Origin of the sequence: Novipirellula artificiosorum (genome assembly GCF_007860135.1) — a bacterium.
GTDB lineage: Bacteria > Planctomycetota > Planctomycetia > Pirellulales > Pirellulaceae > Novipirellula_A > Novipirellula_A artificiosorum.
Genome location: NZ_SJPV01000006.1, coordinates 153,144 through 172,986, shown reverse-complemented (window position 1 = coordinate 172,986; position 19,843 = coordinate 153,144). Strand labels below are relative to the sequence as shown.

Here is a 19,843-nt window from a genome sequence, read left to right as displayed (position 1 = left end):
ACATGATCCTACTCACGCCCCAAGACTTGAACGCCTTTCTTTTGAACCGTCAGCGTGATCCCACGGGTTTCACCGGGATCGATGGAGAAATTGCCGGAGCGGTGATAGGAATTCGGCTCCGTCGCGGGAAGCTCGTACTGCGGATGCGTGACGCTGACGGAAATGTGATCCTTTCCGGGGATCCCCGAAATCGTCGCCTGTCCCTTTGCATCGGTCGTGGCCACAAAAGGCTTGTCTGACAGCGTTTTCGAGTCCGCCGTCTTCAACGCTTGGCGTGCCGAGGTGAGCCACCGGGGCGTGCGGAAATAGGTTCCGAAAATGAGGCTCGGCCCGGGGGTGAAAACGATGCCCGGCGACAGCGAGATCACTGCGTTGGACACGGGTTTGCCCGCTGGGTCGACAATCTGAAAATTCACCGTCGCGGCCCGCTCCATTTCAATCACGCATGGCTCGGAATCCTCGCTTGAACATACTTGCGAGACGGTGAACGACCGTTGCATCGATTCCGCATGCTGCATGGTCGTGACGTAGGGGATGCGAGCGAGCAGCTCGGCCGCCGGCGGAGTCGCCGAAACAAAGCCCTCACAATCCGCGACCACTTGCAGTTCGGAACACGGGGGGATCGATTCAAACACGAAGGAACCATCGGGGTTGACGGTCGTTGTTTCACACCAATCAATCGATTGCCGATTGACTGCGGCGTTGGGCTTGCTCGAGAGTGCGACGGTCAATGCCACGCGTCCATCGATGACGGGACGCGGAACTCGATCGCTCAACACACCGCGAAGTGTTTCTCCTGTCCTCATCGGCAGATCGACAAGGTTGCCAGTCAAGTCGATCGGCTCACTGAACAAAGTGGGCGTCCCTTCGCGATAACGGACCAACATGACCGATTGGATCGACGGGTCCAGAGGCGGCGAATGGAGCGTACCATCCTGATGGAGTTGCCATGCAGGATTCTGCGTTTGGTCAGACAAAACGGCATACAAATCCTCGCTGATCCGCTGTTGCGTCTTCGCATCGACCGCCGTTGCCGTGAAGCGTCGCCCCGGAGTCAAGCTGGCCTCGATCGGTGAATCGACGCTGTACTCTTGGTGGAAGGGTGCATATTCGGGATGCTGAATCATCAGCATGATCGTTCCTGTTTTCATCTGTTCGTAGACGAAGAGCGGGTATTCGACGGTCGCCTTCCCGCGGCGGTTGGTTGCGGATGATGCCGTCATCGCATGGTTCCCATAGGCACTCGCCGATTCGTCCACGGTTCGAAGACCCACGACTTGTGCCTCGGCGCCCACCACGGGCGTTCCACTCGGATCGACGACGGTCACACGAACCCTTCCTCTGGCCTGGTCAGGGTTGGCATAAAGCGGAAGGAAGTTCACTCCGATTGTCCCGGCGACAACGAAGACCGTCGTGAACGCCAAACCCGCGAGCACTTTGGTCAACCCGTTCGGTTCGCGAACGAAACCGTCGGAACCGATCTGTCGCACTCGAGCAACCACCTCGCTTTGACGCAAGAACGCAAGCGCGAACGGTTGTTCCAGTGACCGATGCAAGCCAATGGCTAAGTCGGCAAGCATCTTTGCATAGCTTGGGCGGTCTCCCTTGGATGCGACCGCATCGCATCGCACATCACAGGCGAATCGATGTGCCGAGGGAAGCTTCCACACCAGCGGGATCGGCCAGAAAAAGATCTGTGTGATCCGAGCAAGAAGCGACCACGCTAAGTCGCGTCCTTGGAGATGGCTGCATTCGTGGGCCGTTACAAAGCGGAGTTGCTCGTCGCTCAGATGGCCAAGCAGCGACTCAGGAAACAAGATCATGGGACGGTGGATCCCGGTTGTCATCGGAACCGAAATGCCGGATGAAGCCATGACGTCGGGTGGATCAGGTAACCCCATCGATCGAGAAACCGAACCAACGAAGTCGACGATGCGGTCCTCCGCTGTGTCTGCCTGCCGCAAAACCAATCGCAGGGCGATGAATTGACGTAATATCCTTAGCAACATCAACCCAGCGATCGCGATGTACCCGAAACACGCCGCGATTGTGATTCGCTCACGCAGAACCGCGAACGAAAACGCAAAGGCATGCTGAGCGTTATCGCCCCTGCGCAGATTCTGAATCGACGCCGCCGGCTGAGAGGTTGCGGCAGGGGATGCCGAGCCCGGTGCGTCGGCTGTGGACGTGATCACCGGCTCCGTGATCACCGGCTCAAGCGCAGGCCCCTGATGAGCTGGTAGCAAGTGGGTCCATTGGGTCTGCCATTCGTTTTGCGGTGATCGCTCCGCGAATTGGAAACCCCAGCCGGAGAGAAAGGGGGTGGTGCCTACCATCACGAATAAACCAACCATCGTGAATCGCCAAAGGTAAACAGGAAACCGAACGCTGAAACGTCGAAGGGTCCCGTGCAGTAGCCAGGCAATTGACAAGACAAGCGTGGTGCGGAGCAACACGAGCGCGAGGATCAATTCCGGTCCACTGAGTTGTAACCTGCTCATGGTGAGTCCCCCTTGGAGTTGTCTTCTGCGGTTCTTTGATCCGTGATTTCTTTGAGCATGGCCAAATCGGCATCGCTCAGCTTTTCGCGACGGAGGAGTTCCATGATCAAATCTGTCTTGGATCCCCCGGTAAAGACTTCAGCCATCCGCTGCATCGTTCGCGAGAACTGGGCTGACCGGCGTGTGCGTGCGCGATAGGCGAACGCCTTGCCGGATTTTTTTCGCGACAGGTATCCCTTTTGCAACAGATTTCGCAGCACCGAGCGAAGCGTTGCATTTTCAATGCTCCAACCAAACGCTGCCTGGATCTCCGCCGGTTTCTGATCGGGTGCCTGCCACAGAATCCGTAATGCCTCGCGTTCGTTTTCGTTCAACTCATCCATCGTAAATCCTCCCATGCCAACACGGCATCAAGTGTGAAACTATCACACTTGATGCCGACGGTCAAGCACAATGTGTGAAAACTTCACAGATGGGCGATGCGTGAGCGCGACGGCCATTTCCTCTCACTTTGTTTTCCGGAACAAATCGTTCAGGCAACCTTACGGCGGCTTGAGAAGTGCTGAAACGAACCATTGGATTTGATTCCCGATGGCCGTGTTGATGCGAAACAGGGGCCCTTACCGCGAAGCGGTTAGATTCCAGAGCCCAGGGTCGACGCGCAGCGGCGCACCCTGGGGCCACTTGAATGAGCTCTATCGATCCAAGAAATCACGAACTGCGCGATGCACGTTCGGCTGCAAAATGATCGACAAATGGGTAGCCCAAAGGGATCGAGTCTGGGCATGCTCAACCACTTTGGGAGGACGGATCCAGACGTCGAGATTGGCCCACAGAATCAATCGACGGATGCCGGGTCCTACATCGCTGTTTTCTGACGCTCGCGTGGCACTCGCCATCACGGGGACTTCCGGAATCAAGCCGCAGCCTATCGCTCGGAGTCCCTTCGCCACGGGGCTGGCGTTCATGATCGGGGCAATCGAAACCAGATGCGTCACGCGGTGATTCTTGGCTTCGGCGATCGCTTGCCGAGCAACCCAATCACCGAAGCTGTGTGTGACGATCGCAATCGTTCCCCGCTCGCTTCGATTGGCAGCGCTGATCTCGAGACGCAAACGGTCGATGCTTCGATCCAACGACCGAAACGCCCAGCGATCCCGCCAAATTTGTGTGCGGAGCGATGTCTTCCTGAGCGAATAGCGTAGCGGCTGCATCAGCAGACGAGGCTCAAAAAAACCTGGTACCAGAACGATTTGGTCAATCATGGATTTCGTCAAGCCGCGAACGGGACGCTCGCATGTCTCGTGGTCGGTCACACCTTGATTTGAGGGTGGCCGCGACTCCGCAGAGGGTGTTCACGCTGTGAGCTGGGCCAAGATTTTGTTCAACGTTTTGCTCGGGCGCATTGCGGCGGATGTCTTTTCTTGGTCGGGAAAATAGTAGCCGCCAAGATCCACGGCCTTGCCTTGTGCCGCTGCCAATTCGTCAACAATCGTCGGTTCTTGTTCTTCCATTGCCTTAGCGACGGGCGTGAAAGTGTTCGAGAGCTCCGAGTCGATCGTTTGATCTGCCAGTGCACGGGCCCAGTACATCGCCAGATAAAAATGGCTGCCTCGTGTGTCAATCTCCCCCACTTTTCGTGATGGTGACTTGTCGTTCTGTAGAAAACGTTCCGTAGCCGTTTCGAGAGCTTTAGCCAGGACGTCAATCTTCGGATTGCTTTTCTTGCGCCCCAGGTCTTCCAGGGAGACCGCCAAGGCAAGGAATTCGCCAAGCGAATCCCATCGCAAATGGCCTTCGCTAACAAATTGCTGGACATGTTTTGGAGCGGAGCCTCCCGCGCCGGTTTCATACAAACCGCCTCCCGCAAGCAGTGGGACGATCGACAACATTTTTGCACTCGTCCCCAGTTCCAAAATGGGGAACAAGTCGGTCAGATAATCTCGTAGGACATTGCCGGTCACCGAGATCGTATCCAGTCCCTCAGACGCCCGCTCGCAAGTCACTTGTGTTGCTGCGACCGGATCGAGAATCCGAAGGTCCAGCCCGCTGGTTTCGTGGTCTTTCAGGTAGCTTTCGACCTTGGCAATCAAATTCGCGTCGTGGGCACGATTCTTATCGAGCCAAAAGATCGCCGTGGTTCCCGTGATCCGCGCGCGATCGACAGCAAGTTTGACCCAGTCCCGGATCGCGACATCCTTGGTTTGGCACATTCGCCAAACATCCCCTTTTTCGACCTGATGTTCGAAAATCACCTTTCCGGCTGCGTTGGTGACACGGACGGTACCGCTTGCAGGGATTTCAAACGTCTTGTCGTGCGAACCGTATTCCTCCGCTTTCTTGGCCATCAGCCCCACATTGCTGACCGTCCCCATCTTGGTGACATCAAAGGCGCCGTTCTTTTTACAAAAGTCGATGGTTTGTTGGTAAACGCCTGCGTAACAACGGTCGGGGATGATCGCCTTGGTGGGCTGCAACTTTCCATCCGGCCCCCACATCATCCCGGACGAACGAATCGCTGCCGGCATCGACGCATCAATGATCACATCACTTGGTACATGCAAATTGGTGATGCCGCGATCGGAGTCCACCATGGCTAACGATGGGCCTCGCTGGTAGACGGCCTCGATATCGGCTTGGATCTCGGCTTGCCTTGCCTTCGGTAAACCAGCCAACTTGGCTTCGAGTCCTCCCATTCCGTTCTTCGGGTCGACGGCGAGTGTCTCAAACGTTTCGGCGTGTTTCGTAAAGATGTCGGCAAAGTAGACGCTGACAGCGTGTCCGAATAGGATCGGATCGGACACCTTCATCATGGTCGCTTTCAGATGCAGTGACAGCAACACACCACTTTTGCGAGCGGCTTCGATTTCGCGATTGTAAAACGCTTGCAGACTGCTGACGCTCATCACCGAGGCGTCGACCACTTCGCCAGCATCAACCGGAACCGATTCTCGCAACACGATTTCTTTCCCATCATCACCCGAGAGTGTGATTTTCAAGGGACTGGAATCGTCAAGTACAGCCGATTTTTCGGAACCGTAAAAATCACCTTCGGTCATGTGTGCAACATGCGATGGACAATCGGCGGTCCACTTGCCCATCGAATGGGGATGAGCTTGGGCGTACTTCTTTACCGGAGTCGCAACACGCCGATCCGAATTGCCTTCGCGGAGTACCGGGTTCACCGCACTGCCAAGCACCGAGGCGTACTTCGCACGCGTTTGCGTTTCCTGATCGGTTTTCGGGTCAGCGGGGAAGTCGGGAACCGCATAGCCTCGGGACTGAAGCTCTTGGATCGCCGCAGTCAATTGGGGAATCGACGCGCTAATGTTAGGCAGTTTGATGATGTTGGCTTCGGGGTTCTTGACCCGTTCGCCAAGTTCGGCCAAGGCGTCGGAAACAGCCGAACTGCCAGCGGCCTCCGGAAAAGCCGCCAAAATACGACCCGCCAACGAGATGTCTTTTGTCGCGATGGTGACGCCCGCAGTCGCACCATACGCCTCGACGATCGGCAACCAGGAAAACGTCGCCAACGCCGGAGCTTCGTCGGTGTGGGTATAGATGAGATCCGCGGTCGATTCGGACATGGTCAGCCTACAGGAGAAATGGGTGCGAAGAATACGCCCAAAGGGTGGCTATTACCGAGGAAAATGTCAATAACCGAACCCGGATGCAAACCCGCATCGGGGCTGCGGTGGTCCCCTGCGCCCGCTGCGTCGCTACAATGATCAATGCTTAAGGGCACGATCTACTACATCCTTCCCTCGTTGATTCGCAAAAAGACTTTCATGCCGACCCCCAAACGCTCCACCTCGCTCGTTCGCTTGTTCGCGTTTCTGACCCTCGTTTCGGTGGCGATGCTTGGTGCCGCTGAGCGGCCCAATGTCGTTGTGATTCTAAGTGATGACCAGGGTTGGGGCGATCTCAGTCTGAATGGCAACGTCAACCTGAGCACTCCGAAGATTGACTCGCTCGCCCGCGACGGGGCCAGTTTCGATCGCTTTTATGTTTGTCCCGTTTGTTCACCGACTCGTGCCGAGTTTTTGACGGGACGCTATCACCCGCGCGGCAAGGTCTATAGCACCTCCTCGGGGGGCGAACGCTTGAATTTAGACGAAATCACCATCGCTGACACGTTTAAGGCCGCTGGCTATGCGACTGCGGCGTTTGGCAAATGGCATAACGGGATGCAGTACCCCTACCATCCCTGTGGCCGCGGGTTCGATGAGTACTACGGTTTTTGCAGCGGACATTGGGGAGACTACTTCAGTCCCATGCTGGAACACAACGGCCAAATCGTTCAAGGTGACGGCTACCTGACCGACGACTTTACCAACCACGCGATGCAGTTCATTGAAATGCATCAAGATCAACCCTTTTTTGTCTACTTACCCTTCAATACGCCTCACACGCCGATGCAAGTACCGGATCGATGGTGGGACAAGTTTCGGGACAAGGGGCTGACGATGCTTCACCGCGATTCGAAAAAGGAAGCGTTGCCCTTCACGCGTGCCGCATTGGCGATGTGTGAAAATATCGACTGGAATGTAGGGCGTTTGCTCGAAAAGTTGGACGAACTCAAACTCGCAGAGAACACGATTGTCCTTTACTTTTGTGACAACGGTCCTAACAGCAACCGCTGGAATGGTGGGATGAAAGGGCGGAAAGGATCAACCGACGAGGGAGGCGTTCGGTCACCGATGGTGATTCGCTGGCCCGCCGCCATTGAGCCCGGAACGCAAGTGACTCAGATCGGCGGTGCGATTGACTTGTTGCCCACGTTGGCGGATTTGACCGGCATACCGATCATCAGCCAAAAGCCACTGGATGGTGTGAGCTTGAAGCCCGTTTTGCTGGGCACGCAGACGTCATTGCCTGATCGAAAGATCTTTTCACACTGGGGAAATCGCGTCAGTGTTCGGACACCGCAATTTCGTTTGGACCATCAGGGAAAACTATTCGATTTGGCAGCCGATCCCGGTCAGGACCAAGACGTCTCTGCCGAGCACCCACAACTCACAAGCGAATTGAAAGCGGACGTGAAAGCGTGGCAGAACGAGGTGTTTAAAAACAACAATCAGCAGCCACGCCCGTTCTTGATTGGACATCCGGATTTCGAATACACCCAAATGCCCGCTCGTGATGCCGAAGGAAGTGGCGGAATCCAGCGTTCCAATCGCTGGCCCAATTGCTCATTCCTGACCCACTGGACACAGCTTGATGAAGCGATCACGTGGAATGCCGAAGTGGTCGCCGACGGAACCTTCGAGGTCGTTCTGTACTACACCTGTCCGGCCGAAGATGTCGGGTCGAGGTTTGAGCTTAGCATCAATGGCAGTCGCATCGAAGGACAGATCACTCAAGCACAGGACCCTCCGCTGCGAGGGGCCGAACATGACCGCGTCGAGCGGATGGAGTCGTACGTGAAGGATTTTCGAGCAATGAATCTTGGCACGATGGAGTTAGAACAAGGGCCCGGCCAATTGACGCTGCGTGCCCTCGAAATCCCTGGAACCCAGGTCATGGATTTCCGCTTGCTGATGTTCAAGCGTGTTGATTCCGCCGTCGATTGACTCGGAAACGCAACTCCTTCGTCGCTAGCTACTTCACGTTTCCGCGGCCATCGCCGTGAAGATCGGCCACCGCGCGTGCCCCACTCCACAAGGAAATCGCGACTTTGCTCGCTGCCCGTGTCAATTTCAGCATGCGTCAAGCAAAAAGCCAACCCAATAGACGCGGCTTGGGGCGCCACCTTTGCAATCGATCGGAGATCAGCTCGCCAATCGTAGTGGGACCCGCTGATCGGTTGATCGTTTCGGAATGCGCCGTGGAATAGATGCCCCGATCTTGCCGGCGAAGTTGTAGGTAACTCATCGTCAGCAGGTCAGGGTCGTTGCGATCCGAAATCTCCGCGTCGGCAAAGACTCGAGCGGAAGCCCTGGGGTGATAAAGAAGTGCCGGAAATTGCTCGTAGATGCGCCCCCAGTTGTCCGGTATGCCGAACGAGGGAAAGTGCTCATCGAAACTGAGATCAAAGCCGCGCCGCGCCCGCTCCAGCGCGACGTTCCGCCGTTCCTCGAGCGGGCTTGTGTCGGCGGCAGCACAATGTTCGAGCATGCGGATCACGGTGTCACCCATTGACGTGGTATCGGTTCGCCGGAGGATACAACCGTCACCGAAACCGAGGGTACCGTTGCGATACCCGACGTAAGGCAGAAGGACCACGATATCTTCGCGAAGATGGTGATGAAGGTTGACGCGATTGTGACGTTCGGGATCAGACATCGAATTTCAATCGGAGGAAGATGAGTTGCGATCGATGCAGGTTTGCAAGAGTATCTTGCCTGAATGGAGGGGTGATTTCGGTTGAGTCTGTGAATGATCGTATCCGATTCAATCAATCGCGGCTTATCACCAAGATTGCGGTATCCGCATTCAGGTTGGGGTCGTCTTGTTCATCAATCAGTTCTCGGGTTGCCGTGTCAATGAAAATCGAATGATGGATCGTGACATGCTTGGCTTGGCAAAGGTCTTGAACGTCTGCAATGCTCGGGAAGCGACGATTCGGGGTATTGTACCATGCGTAGTCGAAGACTCCCGGAGCCCGTGGAGATCGCCCTCGCCGAACGTAGTCTTCGCGCAGCTCGCGGTAGGCAAAGTTTGCGAAACTGACAATCACGCGCTTACCCACTCGCAGCATTTCATCGAACAACGACTCGACATTAGCGACCGCTTGTAACGTGGCACTCAGGACCACGACGTCGAACTGTTTGTCGATAAAGGCAGAAAGCCCTTGGTTGAGGTCATAGTCGATCACATCAAGCCCACGGGACGCCGCTGCTAAGATCTTTTGTTGCGCGACTTCAACGCCGACGACGCGCCGCGCTGGTTGTTGTTTGAGTGCCATCAGCAAACGCCCGCTGCCGCAGCCCAAATCCAATACGGATGCCGTGGCGGGAATCAGTTCAAGAATCGACTCTTCCGCGGCGTTCAGGGCAGGCTTTTCTTGGTCGATCGAACCCAATTTCGCCCGAATCAATGGCCCATACTGTTCGATGTATTGATCGATCAAGAAGGAATCGTGACCAGCATTTGAAGTGATTTCTGCATAGGTCACCCGTTTGTCGAGCGCCATCAGGGCGTCGACAATTTCCCGAGATTGACCGGGAGTGAATAACCAATCGCTACTGAAACTGACGATCAAGAAGTCACAAGTCGCATCGTCGAAGGTTTCCATCAGTGCCAGCCGGTGAGCCCCGAGATCGAAGAGGTCCATCGCCATCGACAACGTGATGTAGCTGTTCGCATCAAACCGAGTCGTAAATTTTTCTCCTTGATGGGCCAAGTAGGAGCCGACGCTGAATCGTTGTTCAAAACTGGAAACGATTTCTCGTGGGTCATGACGATCGGGCTCGAATTTCTTCTCCATCGCCTCGCTCGACAAGTAGGTCACATGTCCAAGCATCCGAGCGATGGCCAACCCGGTATCCGGGCGGTTGGGCTTGTCATAGTACTGGCCCCCGGCAAAGTAAGGGTCGGTTTGAATCGCGTTGCGACCAATCACATCAAACGCTAGGGCTTGCGACGTCAAACGTGGCGAGGTTGCGATGGCCACACAACACTCCACCGACTCGGGGTAGCGTGAGACCCATGTCAACGCTTGGTGTCCTCCAACGGATCCGCCAACGACCGCCCGCCATTTCTTGATGCCAAGTTTTTCGGACAACAAGCGTTGCACGCCGACCATGTCGCCGATGGTGATGCGAGGAAAGTTGGCTCCATAGGGCCGCGGTTCAGGGCCACTGCTGGGATCGATATCACTCGGGCCTGTCGAACCACGGCATCCACCCAAGACATTCGGACAAACCACGAAGAAACGATCCGTGTCAATGTACTTTCCCGGGCCGATCAGTTGATCCCACCAGCCGGTCGCGTCATCCGGCGTGTGCCGGGCGACGTGCGAATCCCCCGAAATCGCGTGGCAAACCAAGACGGCGTTGGACGCCTCTTCGTTGAGCGTTCCCCAAGTTTCATACGCGCAGCGAATCCCCGGTAACTCGCCACCGAGTTCCAATCGAATCGGACCTTCGAAAAAGACCGATTGGGCGTGGGGCAGCGGAGCAGCCGTGCGGAGATCGTCTGTGCTGGAAAAGGGATCTGACATTCGAGGGGCACTAAGCCTTGGCTAAAGCTTGCTTCAAGTCATCGAGAATGTCCTCGATGTCTTCCAATCCTACGGAAACGCGAACGTACTCTGGCAGCACACCGGTTTGCTTCTGCTCGTCTACCGATAACTGTTGGTGCGTGGTGCTGGCCGGATGGATCACCAACGTCTTTGCGTCGCCGATGTTGGCCAAGTGTGAACAGAGTTCGCATGCGTTGATGAACCGCTTGCCTGCTTCGACGCCTCCTTTGATGCCGAACCCCAGAATCGCTCCTTGGCCATCAGGCAAGTATTTCAAGGCTCGGCTGTGATCCTTATGAGACGGCAATCCTGGATAGTTCACCCATTCGACTTTGTCGTGGCTTTCCAAGAATTGGGCAACCTTCAATGCATTTTCACAGTGCCGTGGCATGCGCAAATGCAGTGTTTCGAGTCCTTGCAAAAACAGGAACGCTGCAAACGGGCTCATCGCCGCACCCGTATCACGAAGCCAGTGGGTGCGGATGTGGACGTTGTAGGCAATGTTGCCCATACCGCGAAGATGCTCCTCGAACACCGCCCCGTGATAGGACGGCGAAGGGCCACAGAACTCGGGCCATTTCTTCGGTTGGTCGGCCCACTTGAAGTTGCCGCTATCGACTATCGCACCACCAATGTGCGTACCATGCCCTCCGATGAATTTCGTTGTACTGTAGACGACAATGTCAACGCCATGCTTGATCGGCTGAAGCAGCATCGGTGTCATCACGGTATTGTCACAGAGCACCGGGAGCGAACCGTGTGGCGCCGAATGGGCAGCCTTGGTGATCGCTTCGAAATCGGGAACGTCATTCTTGGGATTGCCGATGCTTTCCATGTAGACCAGCCGAGTGTTCTCGTCGGCCAATTCATGAATCTTTTCAGGGTGATCCGCGTCAAAAAAACGAACCTCGATCCCGAGGTTTTTGAACGTTTGGGTGAACAGCGTCCAGGTGCCGCCATACAGCGACGTGCTGCTGATGATATTCTGACCGCTATGGGCGATGGTCAAAATTGCGGCGGTGATCGCGGCTTGGCCCGATGCAAAGCAAAGCCCCGTGACGCCTCCGTCGAGCGCTGCAAGCCGTTTTTCAAGCACATCGACCGTGGGGTTCATCAAGCGGCTGTAGATGTTGCCGAATTCGGTCAATCCGAACAGGGCAGCTGCATGATCGGTATCGTTGAACGTGTAGCTGGTGGTCGCATAGATCGGAACCGCGCGACTGTTGGTCGTTGGATCGGGGACTTGACCGGCGTGAAGGGCTAAGGTTGCGGGACGATATTTTTCAGTCATGGGCTATTTTCCAGAAAAGTTGTGGGTAGAAGCGCGGTTCCGCTCTGGCAAAGAGCATAAATCAAAAAACGCCGCATGGCGACTACTCACCCTGCGGCGTTGGGATTCGGCTTGGGCAGCATAGGCTACCTCTCACGGTGTGTGAGGGCTGCTACATCTCGATTTCATAGCCTTCGCGGTAAGGTCGGGACAAGAAGCGATTGGCTTGGTCGTCGCCAACAATTTGCTCCGCGGTGTCATCCCATTGCAAATCACGCCCCAAACGAGCTGAAATCCCAGCCAAATGGCAGACGTTCAGCATTTGCATGTGGCTGTGGACGTCCGAAATCGGTTCTTTTCGCTCACGGACACAATGCAGGAAATTGGCCCAGTGGGCTTTCCGCTCGTTGAATTCCATCGGCAAGCCCTTGTAGACCTTGCTAATCGCGTCCTCGGGCAGTGGTTGACTCACCAAATCTTCGACGGGCTTGCCGGTCAAGGAGCCACGGCTGACGAAGATGCGTCCTTTGTCACCGGTGATCAAGACGCCGCTACGCGTGTCGCTGCGAATAATCAATTCCGTATCACCTGGGTACTTAACGGTGAAACGAAGCTGGGTCGTCGTGTTGTAGCGGTCCTTCTGGACCGGATAACCGTCCTGGAATTCAACCGGATGCTTTGCCGAGCCGCTAATCGACAGCGGTCCTGCGGTTTGCCCATTCAATTTCAACGCCCAGTTGCAGATATCGACATGGTGAGCGCCCCAATCGGTCAATTTTCCGCCTGAGTAGTCGTACCACCAGCGGAACTCGAAGTGACAGTTTGTTTTGGCTCGTTGACTGCCTGGTTGGGCCAAGTAGCGATACGGGACCTTGGGAGTGGGGCCAAGCCACCGATCCCAGTTCAGCTCTTTCGGAATGGGAGCCACCGGCACCTCGGGACTGGAGGGACCACTGCCGATCGCAGCTTGAACTTGCTGGATCCGGCCGAGTCGGCCGTCGGCAACGAGCGCCATCGCCTTGACGAACAGATTGAACGTGCTTCGCTGCTGAGTCCCCACCTGAACAATCCGGCCCGTCTTCTTCTGGACTTCACGGATCTTTTTGCCCTCGTCGATGGTGAGGGTCAATGGCTTCTCGCAGTAGACGTCCTTTCCGGCAAGCATCGCTTCAATCAATGGCTTGGTATGCCAATGGTCCGGGGTTGCAATGTGGATGATGTCGATGTCATCGCGATCCAGAATGGCACGATAGTCTTCGTAGAGGTCCGCTTTGCCACCACTGAATTTTGCGCCAAACGCCTCTCGGTGTTTGGCGTCCACATCTGCAACGGCAACGACATCCAACCACTCTTTGGCGGTGTTGATGTTCCCGTTTGCCATTCCTCCGGCGCCAATCACCCCGATCGACATCTTAGCATTTTTCGATTTGGATTCCGCCGCAAACGAGGATTGGGTGGAACCGAAATAGGGGACCGAAACGGCGGCACCGGTCGCAACGGTCGATTTCAGAAACATCCGCCGCGCTGTCGTCGGTGCCGTGGCTTGAAAGGGGATCTTTGGGTGGGTCATCGGTGGGAATCCTTGAGGAGGAAGCTTGGTGGGAAAGGGGCTTGGTGGCCCCGCGCGTGCGAACCCAGTCTATCAAAGAACCGGATAGGTGCCATATCTGCCCCTGTTTACCTGTTTTACCTGAATCAGGGCGTGATGACGGCAAACTAACTTCTGGTACACTATCGGTCGAGAAAGCCCGCTACTTGGCTTTTTCCCATCAGCCAATCCTTTTTCCCAAACCGAACCTCGAGTGTGCATCCATGACCACCGAATCGAACCCTTCTGCTCTGGATGCCGCGATCAACGATCGCGACGCGTCGACGATCCGTTCGCTACTGCTCCAGCTTCAATTTGTGCTCATCAACATTGAAGACGATGAAGACGACGATGAAAGCATGGGGGCGCTGACCGCCGAGATTGAGGGCGAAGAGGTCTTGGTGGCTTTCACCTCCGAAGAAAACGCAGGGATCTTTGTTGAAGAGATGGGCGATATGTTCACCGACGAAGACGAGGTGCAGGGTTTTGTGGTGGATGGCGAAACGCTGCTGGAATACCTCCCTGAGGATTTCGGCTTGCTGCTCAATCCAGAGACCGAACAGAGGAACATTATCGATACGGAGCTCGTCAACGAAATCGTTGAGCTTGGCGAGTCGCCGACTGAGTCGACCGACTGAGTCGACCGGTGCTGGTCAGCCGGGCGTTGACCGCTTCGGCTTGACGAGGCAATGAAATCCAACACACGGTTCCTCTTCTTCGCGTTCTTCCACAGCAGCTTCCAGGATTTCCTGGACCTGCTCCAACCGCGCCGGATTGAGTGCAGCAGAGATGACTCGCTGCTGACCATCGGGGCCTATCGCTACCGTCGTGATGACAGCAACGGTGTTTTCGTGTTGCAGCGCAGCAATGATGTGTTCACCCACTTGTTGCGGTGCGTTCTTGATCGTCGTGATGAATTGAGCAATCTGGTGTTGATCTGGTTTGGAAGGCACCTGCACGATCGACTGCGAAGGCCCGGCCTGATCGGGCAGCTCGTCGTCTGGGTCATCCTGTAGGGATCTCAGAGGTTTCTTGTTCACGGTGTTCCTTGGTGTGGGGTCGCGACGGTCTGCACCCGAAGCAGCGCTACGCGGCTCGAACGATTGGGCTGGAACCACGGAGCGTTCGATAGGCCGCAACCGTCTGTTCCACTGTCTTTTGCCAACTCAATTCGCTCGCTCGCTGAAGTCCCAATTGTAGCTTTTTTTCACAGTGAGGCAGACGCTCAAGGTCTGCAAGAACGAGAAGATCCGCAAGCGAATCGACGTCGTGGGCATCAAAGTAATGCCCCACGTTTCCGAGGACTTCACGAAGCGCCGGGCAGGTCGAAGCGATCACCGGTGCACCACTTTCCATGGCTTCCACGGCGGGCAGCCCAAACCCCTCTTCCTTCGAGGGAAACACAAACGCACGACAGTGTTGATAGAGTCCCTTCAAGACAGGATCGCTAACACCACCAAGATGAATGACCCCTTCTTCTTGTTCTTTCATGCCTAAGCCACGCGCTTCACGTCGCTTGATCGGTGGCCCCACGATCACGAGGGCCAATTCAGGGACTCGCGATCGAACCGACTGCCAAGCATGCCACAGCGTCTGGAAGTTTTTGTAGTTGTCTCTGCGACCCACAAACAAAACGTAGGGCCGATTCGCCAATTGTCCGGTGACCGGTTCGGCCACGACGTTGACAAAGCTGTTGCCTAGCATCGTAACACTTGCTCGGGATGCGACCTCGGGAAAGCGATCGCAAAGATCGTCATGGGTCGTTTGCGAGATACAGCAAATGTGGTCTGCCGACTCAATCGCTTTGCGTTTCCAATAGGAATGGGCGCCAGAGGGATCCAGTTCAGGAAAGGACTCATGGATAAAGTCATAAACCGTGATCACATTCTGTACGTTCCCAGGCCGGATCTCGCGTTGGCAGAGTCCGGAATAGTAAGTCCAGTGATGAAGGTCGCCCGAGAGCGAGTCCATCTGCTGGTCGATCAACCGATGTTGGCTTTTTCGCCAAAAACGCCGCAGCATTTTGAGCGGCGCTTTGGTGCGAACGCCACTCAACGTGACGTGTGGATTGGAAAAAGCGAGGCTGGCCTCTTCGGGGCCCAATACGATTGGAGTGATGGATTCGGGCAATCGGTTGATGATGTCCGTAAAATACCTCGCGATACCACCCACCGGTAACATCTCGAAAATCGCGCCTTCAAAAACGACTCGCATGAAATTCCTCGTCACATGCAGCCCGGTGGTGTTTCACTTCGCCCCCTAGGCCTCTCGATCCATCATGGTGAAATGAACCGTGTCTACGGTTCGTCGCTGCAGCTGTAACAAATTTGGCCACCGCGTCGGAAGATCGATCGGAATTCAAATTCGGACGAATCCAGCATCGCGAAGGCCCGATCCGGCTGCGGCAATCGAGCCGGCTGAGCTCCTGGCCGGACAGCACAACAACGATTTCGCCCAAAAACCAAGAGCAGCGGGAATCCTAGGACGACGAAGGAGACGAGGCCCAGCCGGCTTTCTTGCTGGCGATGAATTCCCCCAGCAAATCCTGTTCGATCGCTTCGCGAACGCCCGCCATCAAGCGTTGGTAATAGGTCAAGTTGTGGATGCTAAGCAGGATGGGGCCAAGCATTTCCTTCGCGACGAACAAGTGCCGCAAGTACCCTCGGCTGTGACGACAGGCCAAACAGGGACACGATGCTTCCAAAGGACGTATGTCTTCGCGATGCACCGCATTTCGGATTTTAATTTTCCCTTGATCCGTGAACGCCATTGCATTGCGTCCATTGCGAGTTGGCATGACGCAATCAAACAAGTCGACCCCTCGCGCAACGCTTTCGAGAAGATCCACCGGAGTGCCGACTCCCATCAGATATCGCGGTTTTTCAGCGGGCAAATAGGGGCAGGTTGCTTCGGTGATGCGATACATTTCGGGTGGCGGCTCGCCTACGCTCAACCCGCCAATCGCAAAACCCTCAAAGTCCATCGACGACAATTCCGAGGCGCATTGCTGGCGTAGCTCAACGTCCAATCCCCCTTGGACGATCGCAAAGCGAGCCTGGTCCTCTCGCGTTGCCGCATCGAGGCAGCGCCGAGCCCATCGGATCGATCGTTCCATCGCATCGATGACCTCGTGTCGCTCCGCCGGCAGTGCCACGACATGATCGAGAACCATCGCCACGTCGCTGCCGAGCGATTCTTGGATTTCGATACTATGCTCGGGCGTCAGCCGAATGATGGCACCGTCAATGTGGCTTCGGAACGTAGCAGCTTCCTCATTGATTTCTCGAATCGCTTCGAGGCTAAAAACCTGAAATCCGCCGCTGTCGGTCAGGATCGGCCCCTTCCAACCGGTCATCCCGTGAAGCCCACCTAATCGCCGCACCGTCTGGTGACCGGGGCGAAGTGCCAAGTGGTAGGTGTTGCCCAAGATCATTTCCGCCCCGCTGGCGGCGACCTGATCGATCGTCACTCCTTTGACCGTTCCTTGGGTCCCCACAGGCATAAAACCGGGCGTTTGCACGGTTCCATGAGGCGTTGAAAACTCGCCACGACGCGCCGCAGTGCCAGCGTCGTGATGACGGAGCGAAAAGTGAAAATGTGTCATGGCCGGAGGGCTACTATCGACCATCCCGAAGTCGGTATCCGAGGAAGTTGTCGAGTTCGGGTTCCGCTTCGATTTCCTTCACGGTCTCTTCAATGTCGTACTCGACGCGACGAAACTCAACGACCTGCTCGTCGAAAAGCACATAACAGCTTCGCGGATCGCCGTCACGAGGCTGGCCAACGCTGCCGACGTTGATCATCAGCCGATGGGCCGAATTGGAAACACCGTAGCCGCCGGCAAGGTCTGCGGGGCGAAGGAATCGCAATTCAGGCGTAAAAATGCCCGGAACGTGTGTGTGACCTTGGAAGCACAAATGCGGAATCAGCGAGAACAATTTCTCCATCTTCTTCCCATTCTGAGTGTCCTCGGGAAAAACGTACTCGTTGGTGGGGCTACGCGGAGATCCGTGGACAAACAACACGCCCCCTTCCCGGACGGTCCGAGGCAATTTACACAAAAACTCCATTCGCCGACGGCTGGCGTCAGGCCCATCCGAGCCGCTTTCCAGTTGAGTACGCGTCCAAAAAATCGCTTGCTCCGCCGCGATGTTGAAGCCTTCAGGATCGAATAGCGCGCTGCTGTCGTGATTGCCAAGCACGCAGAAGTCGAACTTCATCGCTTGATCCAAGCAGGCACACGGTTGGGGGCCGTAACCGACGACATCACCAAGGCAAACAATGCGATCCACTTTCTGGCTCTCGACGTCAAGCAGCACTGCCCGGAGCGCTGCGAGGTTTCCGTGGATGTCGCTAAGAATTGCAGTTCGCGTCACGTCGAGGGCCCGGGCAGTCGAGAAGGAAATGGCGAAAGCGGATTAGCGGCCGTGTTTCAGTCGATCGCCTAAGGCGTCCGCTAAGTCGGGAATCCCATAGATCTTATTGGCAACCGCGTCGATATCATAGCCGACGCGGCGATAGGTGACGGTGTGGGCATCCGTGTCGAGAATCGCGTAACAAGCACGACTGTCTTCATCACGCGGCTGACCGACACTCCCCACATTGACCATCACCTTCGGGTTACCGAGCTGGTAGACGTAATCACATTCGTCGGGCGAAATGAATTCGCATTCGGTCGTGAACACGCCTGGCAAATGGGTGTGCCCCATGAAGCAATACTGTTGGATTTTGCCAAACAGAATCTCCATCTTGCGCGTGTCGAACACGTACTCAGGAAAAACGTATTCGTTCGTCGGATCACGCGGTGAACCATGAACAAAACGGTACTCGCCTTCGTCGACATGACGCGGCAGTTCCCCCAGAAAGTCCCAGCGCGCATTGATTTGGTCCGACGAACCCGGTCCGTTATCCAACTGGTCACGGGTCCAGTAAATCGCTTGCAACGCCATCGGATTGAAACCCTCGGGGTCGAACAGCGCTGCTTGGTCGTGATTCCCCAGGATGGTCGACTTCGCGTTCTTCATGACCGCGTCGAGACACTCACAGGGGTTGGGGCCATAGCCGATGATGTCCCCTAAGCAGTAAATGTCGTCCACTCCCACGCTTCGGATATCCGCCAACACTGCCGTCAGTGCATCAAAATTTCCGTGAATGTCGCTAATCAACGCGCGTTTCACTGAAACGTCCCGTGGGAAAGGTGGCAAGAATAATGAACAAAAAAATGCAGCTGACGCGAATGCACACGAGAGCAAATCTAGTCGGAGCCTCCGCAATCGTTTAGCCTTGATTGTAAGGGGAAGCATTTTTTCACGGCAATCCCACGAAATCGAGTTCGTTGCCGATTTAGGGATCGGAAACAGCCGTTCGGATACCCTCAACTGCAAACAGCCCCCAAATGGTCGGGATCACCCAGCTCGCTATTGAAACAACCGGTCGCTCGGGATCGCTCGCGATTTTGGTCGACCAGGACATCGTTTACCAGCACGATTTAGGTGCTAAAAGTCGCACGGCCGCAGCGATAGGGCCCGCTTTAAAGGACGCCATCGACTGGTGCCGGCGTGAATCGGATGGCGTCGATTTTATCTCCGTCGCGGACGGTCCGGGGTCATTCACCGGGCTTCGAATCGGAGTCACGCTGGCAAAAATGCTTAGCTATTCCCTACAAGTCCCGCTGGTTTCGGTCGACTCGCTCGCTGCGATTGCCGCAACGATCTTTTCTGGGGCTTGCCCGTCGCTTGATTCTGCTGGCCAGCAGTCGACGGTTTCTGAAAATTCGGTTTTGGAGAATCTCGGGCCCGAAGTGATCCTGGTCGCAACCGACGCCTACCGCGGACAGTTTTTCACCGGCTCGTTCCGTAGGTTGGATACTCTCCCGGACCTGGACCGACTTTCGGATCGCTGGTCGGCACACCCCAAATGTGTCAAAATTGTCGGTGCAGCGGATTGGGCGGTGGACCTGCGGCAGGTTGATCTCACGCGGGTTGCCCTGGCGGGGGAAGCCAAACCGTTTGGGAATCTTGCCCAACGGCGGGTGGCGGCGTCCCAGCCAGATGCGGTTGGCGTGGGATTGCTGGGGGTTCGAGCGGCCAGATTGCAGAAATGGGTGGATCCTGCCCAATTGGTCCCGAGGTACCTCCGCGGCAGTGCCGCCGAGGAAAAAGCAGCAAGCAAGCTCAACGGACAGGAATCAAAGGGGAAAAATTAGTCGTCGAATTGACTTGACACCCGCTTTTCGCTTCCTCTAGCATCGCCGCAGAGTCCCTCCCCACCTACGACGCGTTTTTCACGAAAGCCGGAAG

General features: G+C 55.9%; 16 protein-coding genes. 3 read left to right on the top strand and 13 right to left on the bottom strand.

The window, feature by feature from the left end:
• Window positions 1-8: 8 nt before the first annotated feature.
• The 4 genes from Poly41_RS17545 to Poly41_RS17530 all read right to left on the bottom strand — a co-directional run bounded on the left by Poly41_RS17545 (window position 9) and on the right by Poly41_RS17530 (window position 6,088).
• Window positions 9-2,501 (bottom strand): M56 family metallopeptidase, encoded by a 2,493-nt coding sequence (locus Poly41_RS17545; protein WP_146528024.1) that lies wholly within the window; start codon window positions 2,499-2,501, stop codon window positions 9-11.
• Window positions 2,498-2,884 (bottom strand): BlaI/MecI/CopY family transcriptional regulator, encoded by a 387-nt coding sequence (locus Poly41_RS17540; RefSeq protein ID WP_197231407.1) that lies wholly within the window; start codon window positions 2,882-2,884, stop codon window positions 2,498-2,500. Before Poly41_RS17540 ends, Poly41_RS17545 begins: the two co-directional genes overlap by 4 nt.
• A gap of 312 nt (window positions 2,885-3,196) precedes the next feature.
• Window positions 3,197-3,766 (bottom strand): esterase/lipase family protein, encoded by a 570-nt coding sequence (locus tag Poly41_RS17535; protein ID WP_146528022.1) that lies wholly within the window; start codon window positions 3,764-3,766, stop codon window positions 3,197-3,199.
• A 90-nt stretch (window positions 3,767-3,856) separates the two neighbouring features.
• Complete coding sequence (locus Poly41_RS17530) at window positions 3,857-6,088, bottom strand: NADP-dependent isocitrate dehydrogenase (RefSeq protein WP_146528021.1); 2,232 nt, start codon at window positions 6,086-6,088, stop codon at window positions 3,857-3,859.
• Window positions 6,089-6,232: 144 nt separating this feature from the next.
• Here Poly41_RS17530 and Poly41_RS17525 point away from each other — a divergent pair, with 144 nt between their 5' ends.
• Window positions 6,233-8,074: an arylsulfatase gene (locus tag Poly41_RS17525; protein WP_197231406.1), complete on the top strand. Its 1,842-nt coding sequence runs from the start codon at window positions 6,233-6,235 to the stop codon at window positions 8,072-8,074.
• 136 nt (window positions 8,075-8,210) lie between these two features.
• Here Poly41_RS17525 and Poly41_RS17520 read toward each other — a convergent pair whose 3' ends face one another.
• The 4 genes from Poly41_RS17520 to Poly41_RS17505 all read right to left on the bottom strand — a co-directional run bounded on the left by Poly41_RS17520 (window position 8,211) and on the right by Poly41_RS17505 (window position 13,526).
• Window positions 8,211-8,786: a hypothetical protein gene (locus Poly41_RS17520; RefSeq protein WP_146528020.1), complete on the bottom strand. Its 576-nt coding sequence runs from the start codon at window positions 8,784-8,786 to the stop codon at window positions 8,211-8,213.
• A gap of 112 nt (window positions 8,787-8,898) precedes the next feature.
• Window positions 8,899-10,665 (bottom strand): homoserine O-acetyltransferase MetX, encoded by a 1,767-nt coding sequence (metX, locus tag Poly41_RS17515; RefSeq protein ID WP_146528019.1) that lies wholly within the window; start codon window positions 10,663-10,665, stop codon window positions 8,899-8,901.
• A gap of 10 nt (window positions 10,666-10,675) precedes the next feature.
• Window positions 10,676-11,977 (bottom strand): O-acetylhomoserine aminocarboxypropyltransferase/cysteine synthase family protein, encoded by a 1,302-nt coding sequence (locus Poly41_RS17510; RefSeq protein ID WP_146528018.1) that lies wholly within the window; start codon window positions 11,975-11,977, stop codon window positions 10,676-10,678.
• Between the two features lie 151 nt (window positions 11,978-12,128).
• Entirely contained in the window at window positions 12,129-13,526 is a 1,398-nt protein-coding gene (locus Poly41_RS17505) for a Gfo/Idh/MocA family protein (protein WP_231615739.1), read from the bottom strand.
• A gap of 242 nt (window positions 13,527-13,768) precedes the next feature.
• Here Poly41_RS17505 and Poly41_RS17500 point away from each other — a divergent pair, with 242 nt between their 5' ends.
• Window positions 13,769-14,182 (top strand): SseB family protein, encoded by a 414-nt coding sequence (locus tag Poly41_RS17500; RefSeq protein ID WP_146528017.1) that lies wholly within the window; start codon window positions 13,769-13,771, stop codon window positions 14,180-14,182.
• 15 nt (window positions 14,183-14,197) lie between these two features.
• Here Poly41_RS17500 and Poly41_RS17495 read toward each other — a convergent pair whose 3' ends face one another.
• The 5 genes from Poly41_RS17495 to Poly41_RS17475 form a co-directional block, all read right to left on the bottom strand.
• On the bottom strand, window positions 14,198-14,584 hold the full coding sequence (locus Poly41_RS17495; protein ID WP_146528016.1) for a hypothetical protein: 387 nt from the start codon (window positions 14,582-14,584) through the stop codon (window positions 14,198-14,200).
• Window positions 14,585-14,630: 46 nt separating this feature from the next.
• Window positions 14,631-15,758, bottom strand: coding sequence for a glycosyltransferase family 4 protein (locus Poly41_RS17490; protein WP_146528015.1), 1,128 nt, complete (start codon window positions 15,756-15,758; stop codon window positions 14,631-14,633).
• Window positions 15,759-16,023: 265 nt separating this feature from the next.
• Window positions 16,024-17,148, bottom strand: a complete 1,125-nt coding sequence (gene tgt / locus Poly41_RS17485; RefSeq protein WP_146528253.1) for a tRNA guanosine(34) transglycosylase Tgt — start codon at window positions 17,146-17,148, stop codon at window positions 16,024-16,026.
• 13 nt (window positions 17,149-17,161) lie between these two features.
• Window positions 17,162-17,920: a metallophosphoesterase family protein gene (locus Poly41_RS17480; protein ID WP_146528014.1), complete on the bottom strand. Its 759-nt coding sequence runs from the start codon at window positions 17,918-17,920 to the stop codon at window positions 17,162-17,164.
• A 42-nt stretch (window positions 17,921-17,962) separates the two neighbouring features.
• The gene (locus Poly41_RS17475) at window positions 17,963-18,721 is read right to left on the bottom strand and encodes a metallophosphoesterase family protein (RefSeq protein WP_146528013.1); all 759 of its coding nucleotides are present in this window, start codon (window positions 18,719-18,721) and stop codon (window positions 17,963-17,965) included.
• Between the two features lie 218 nt (window positions 18,722-18,939).
• Between Poly41_RS17475 and tsaB the strand changes: the two genes are divergently transcribed.
• Entirely contained in the window at window positions 18,940-19,749 is an 810-nt protein-coding gene (gene tsaB, locus Poly41_RS17470; RefSeq protein WP_146528012.1) for a tRNA (adenosine(37)-N6)-threonylcarbamoyltransferase complex dimerization subunit type 1 TsaB, read from the top strand.
• Window positions 19,750-19,843 lie beyond the last annotated feature (94 nt).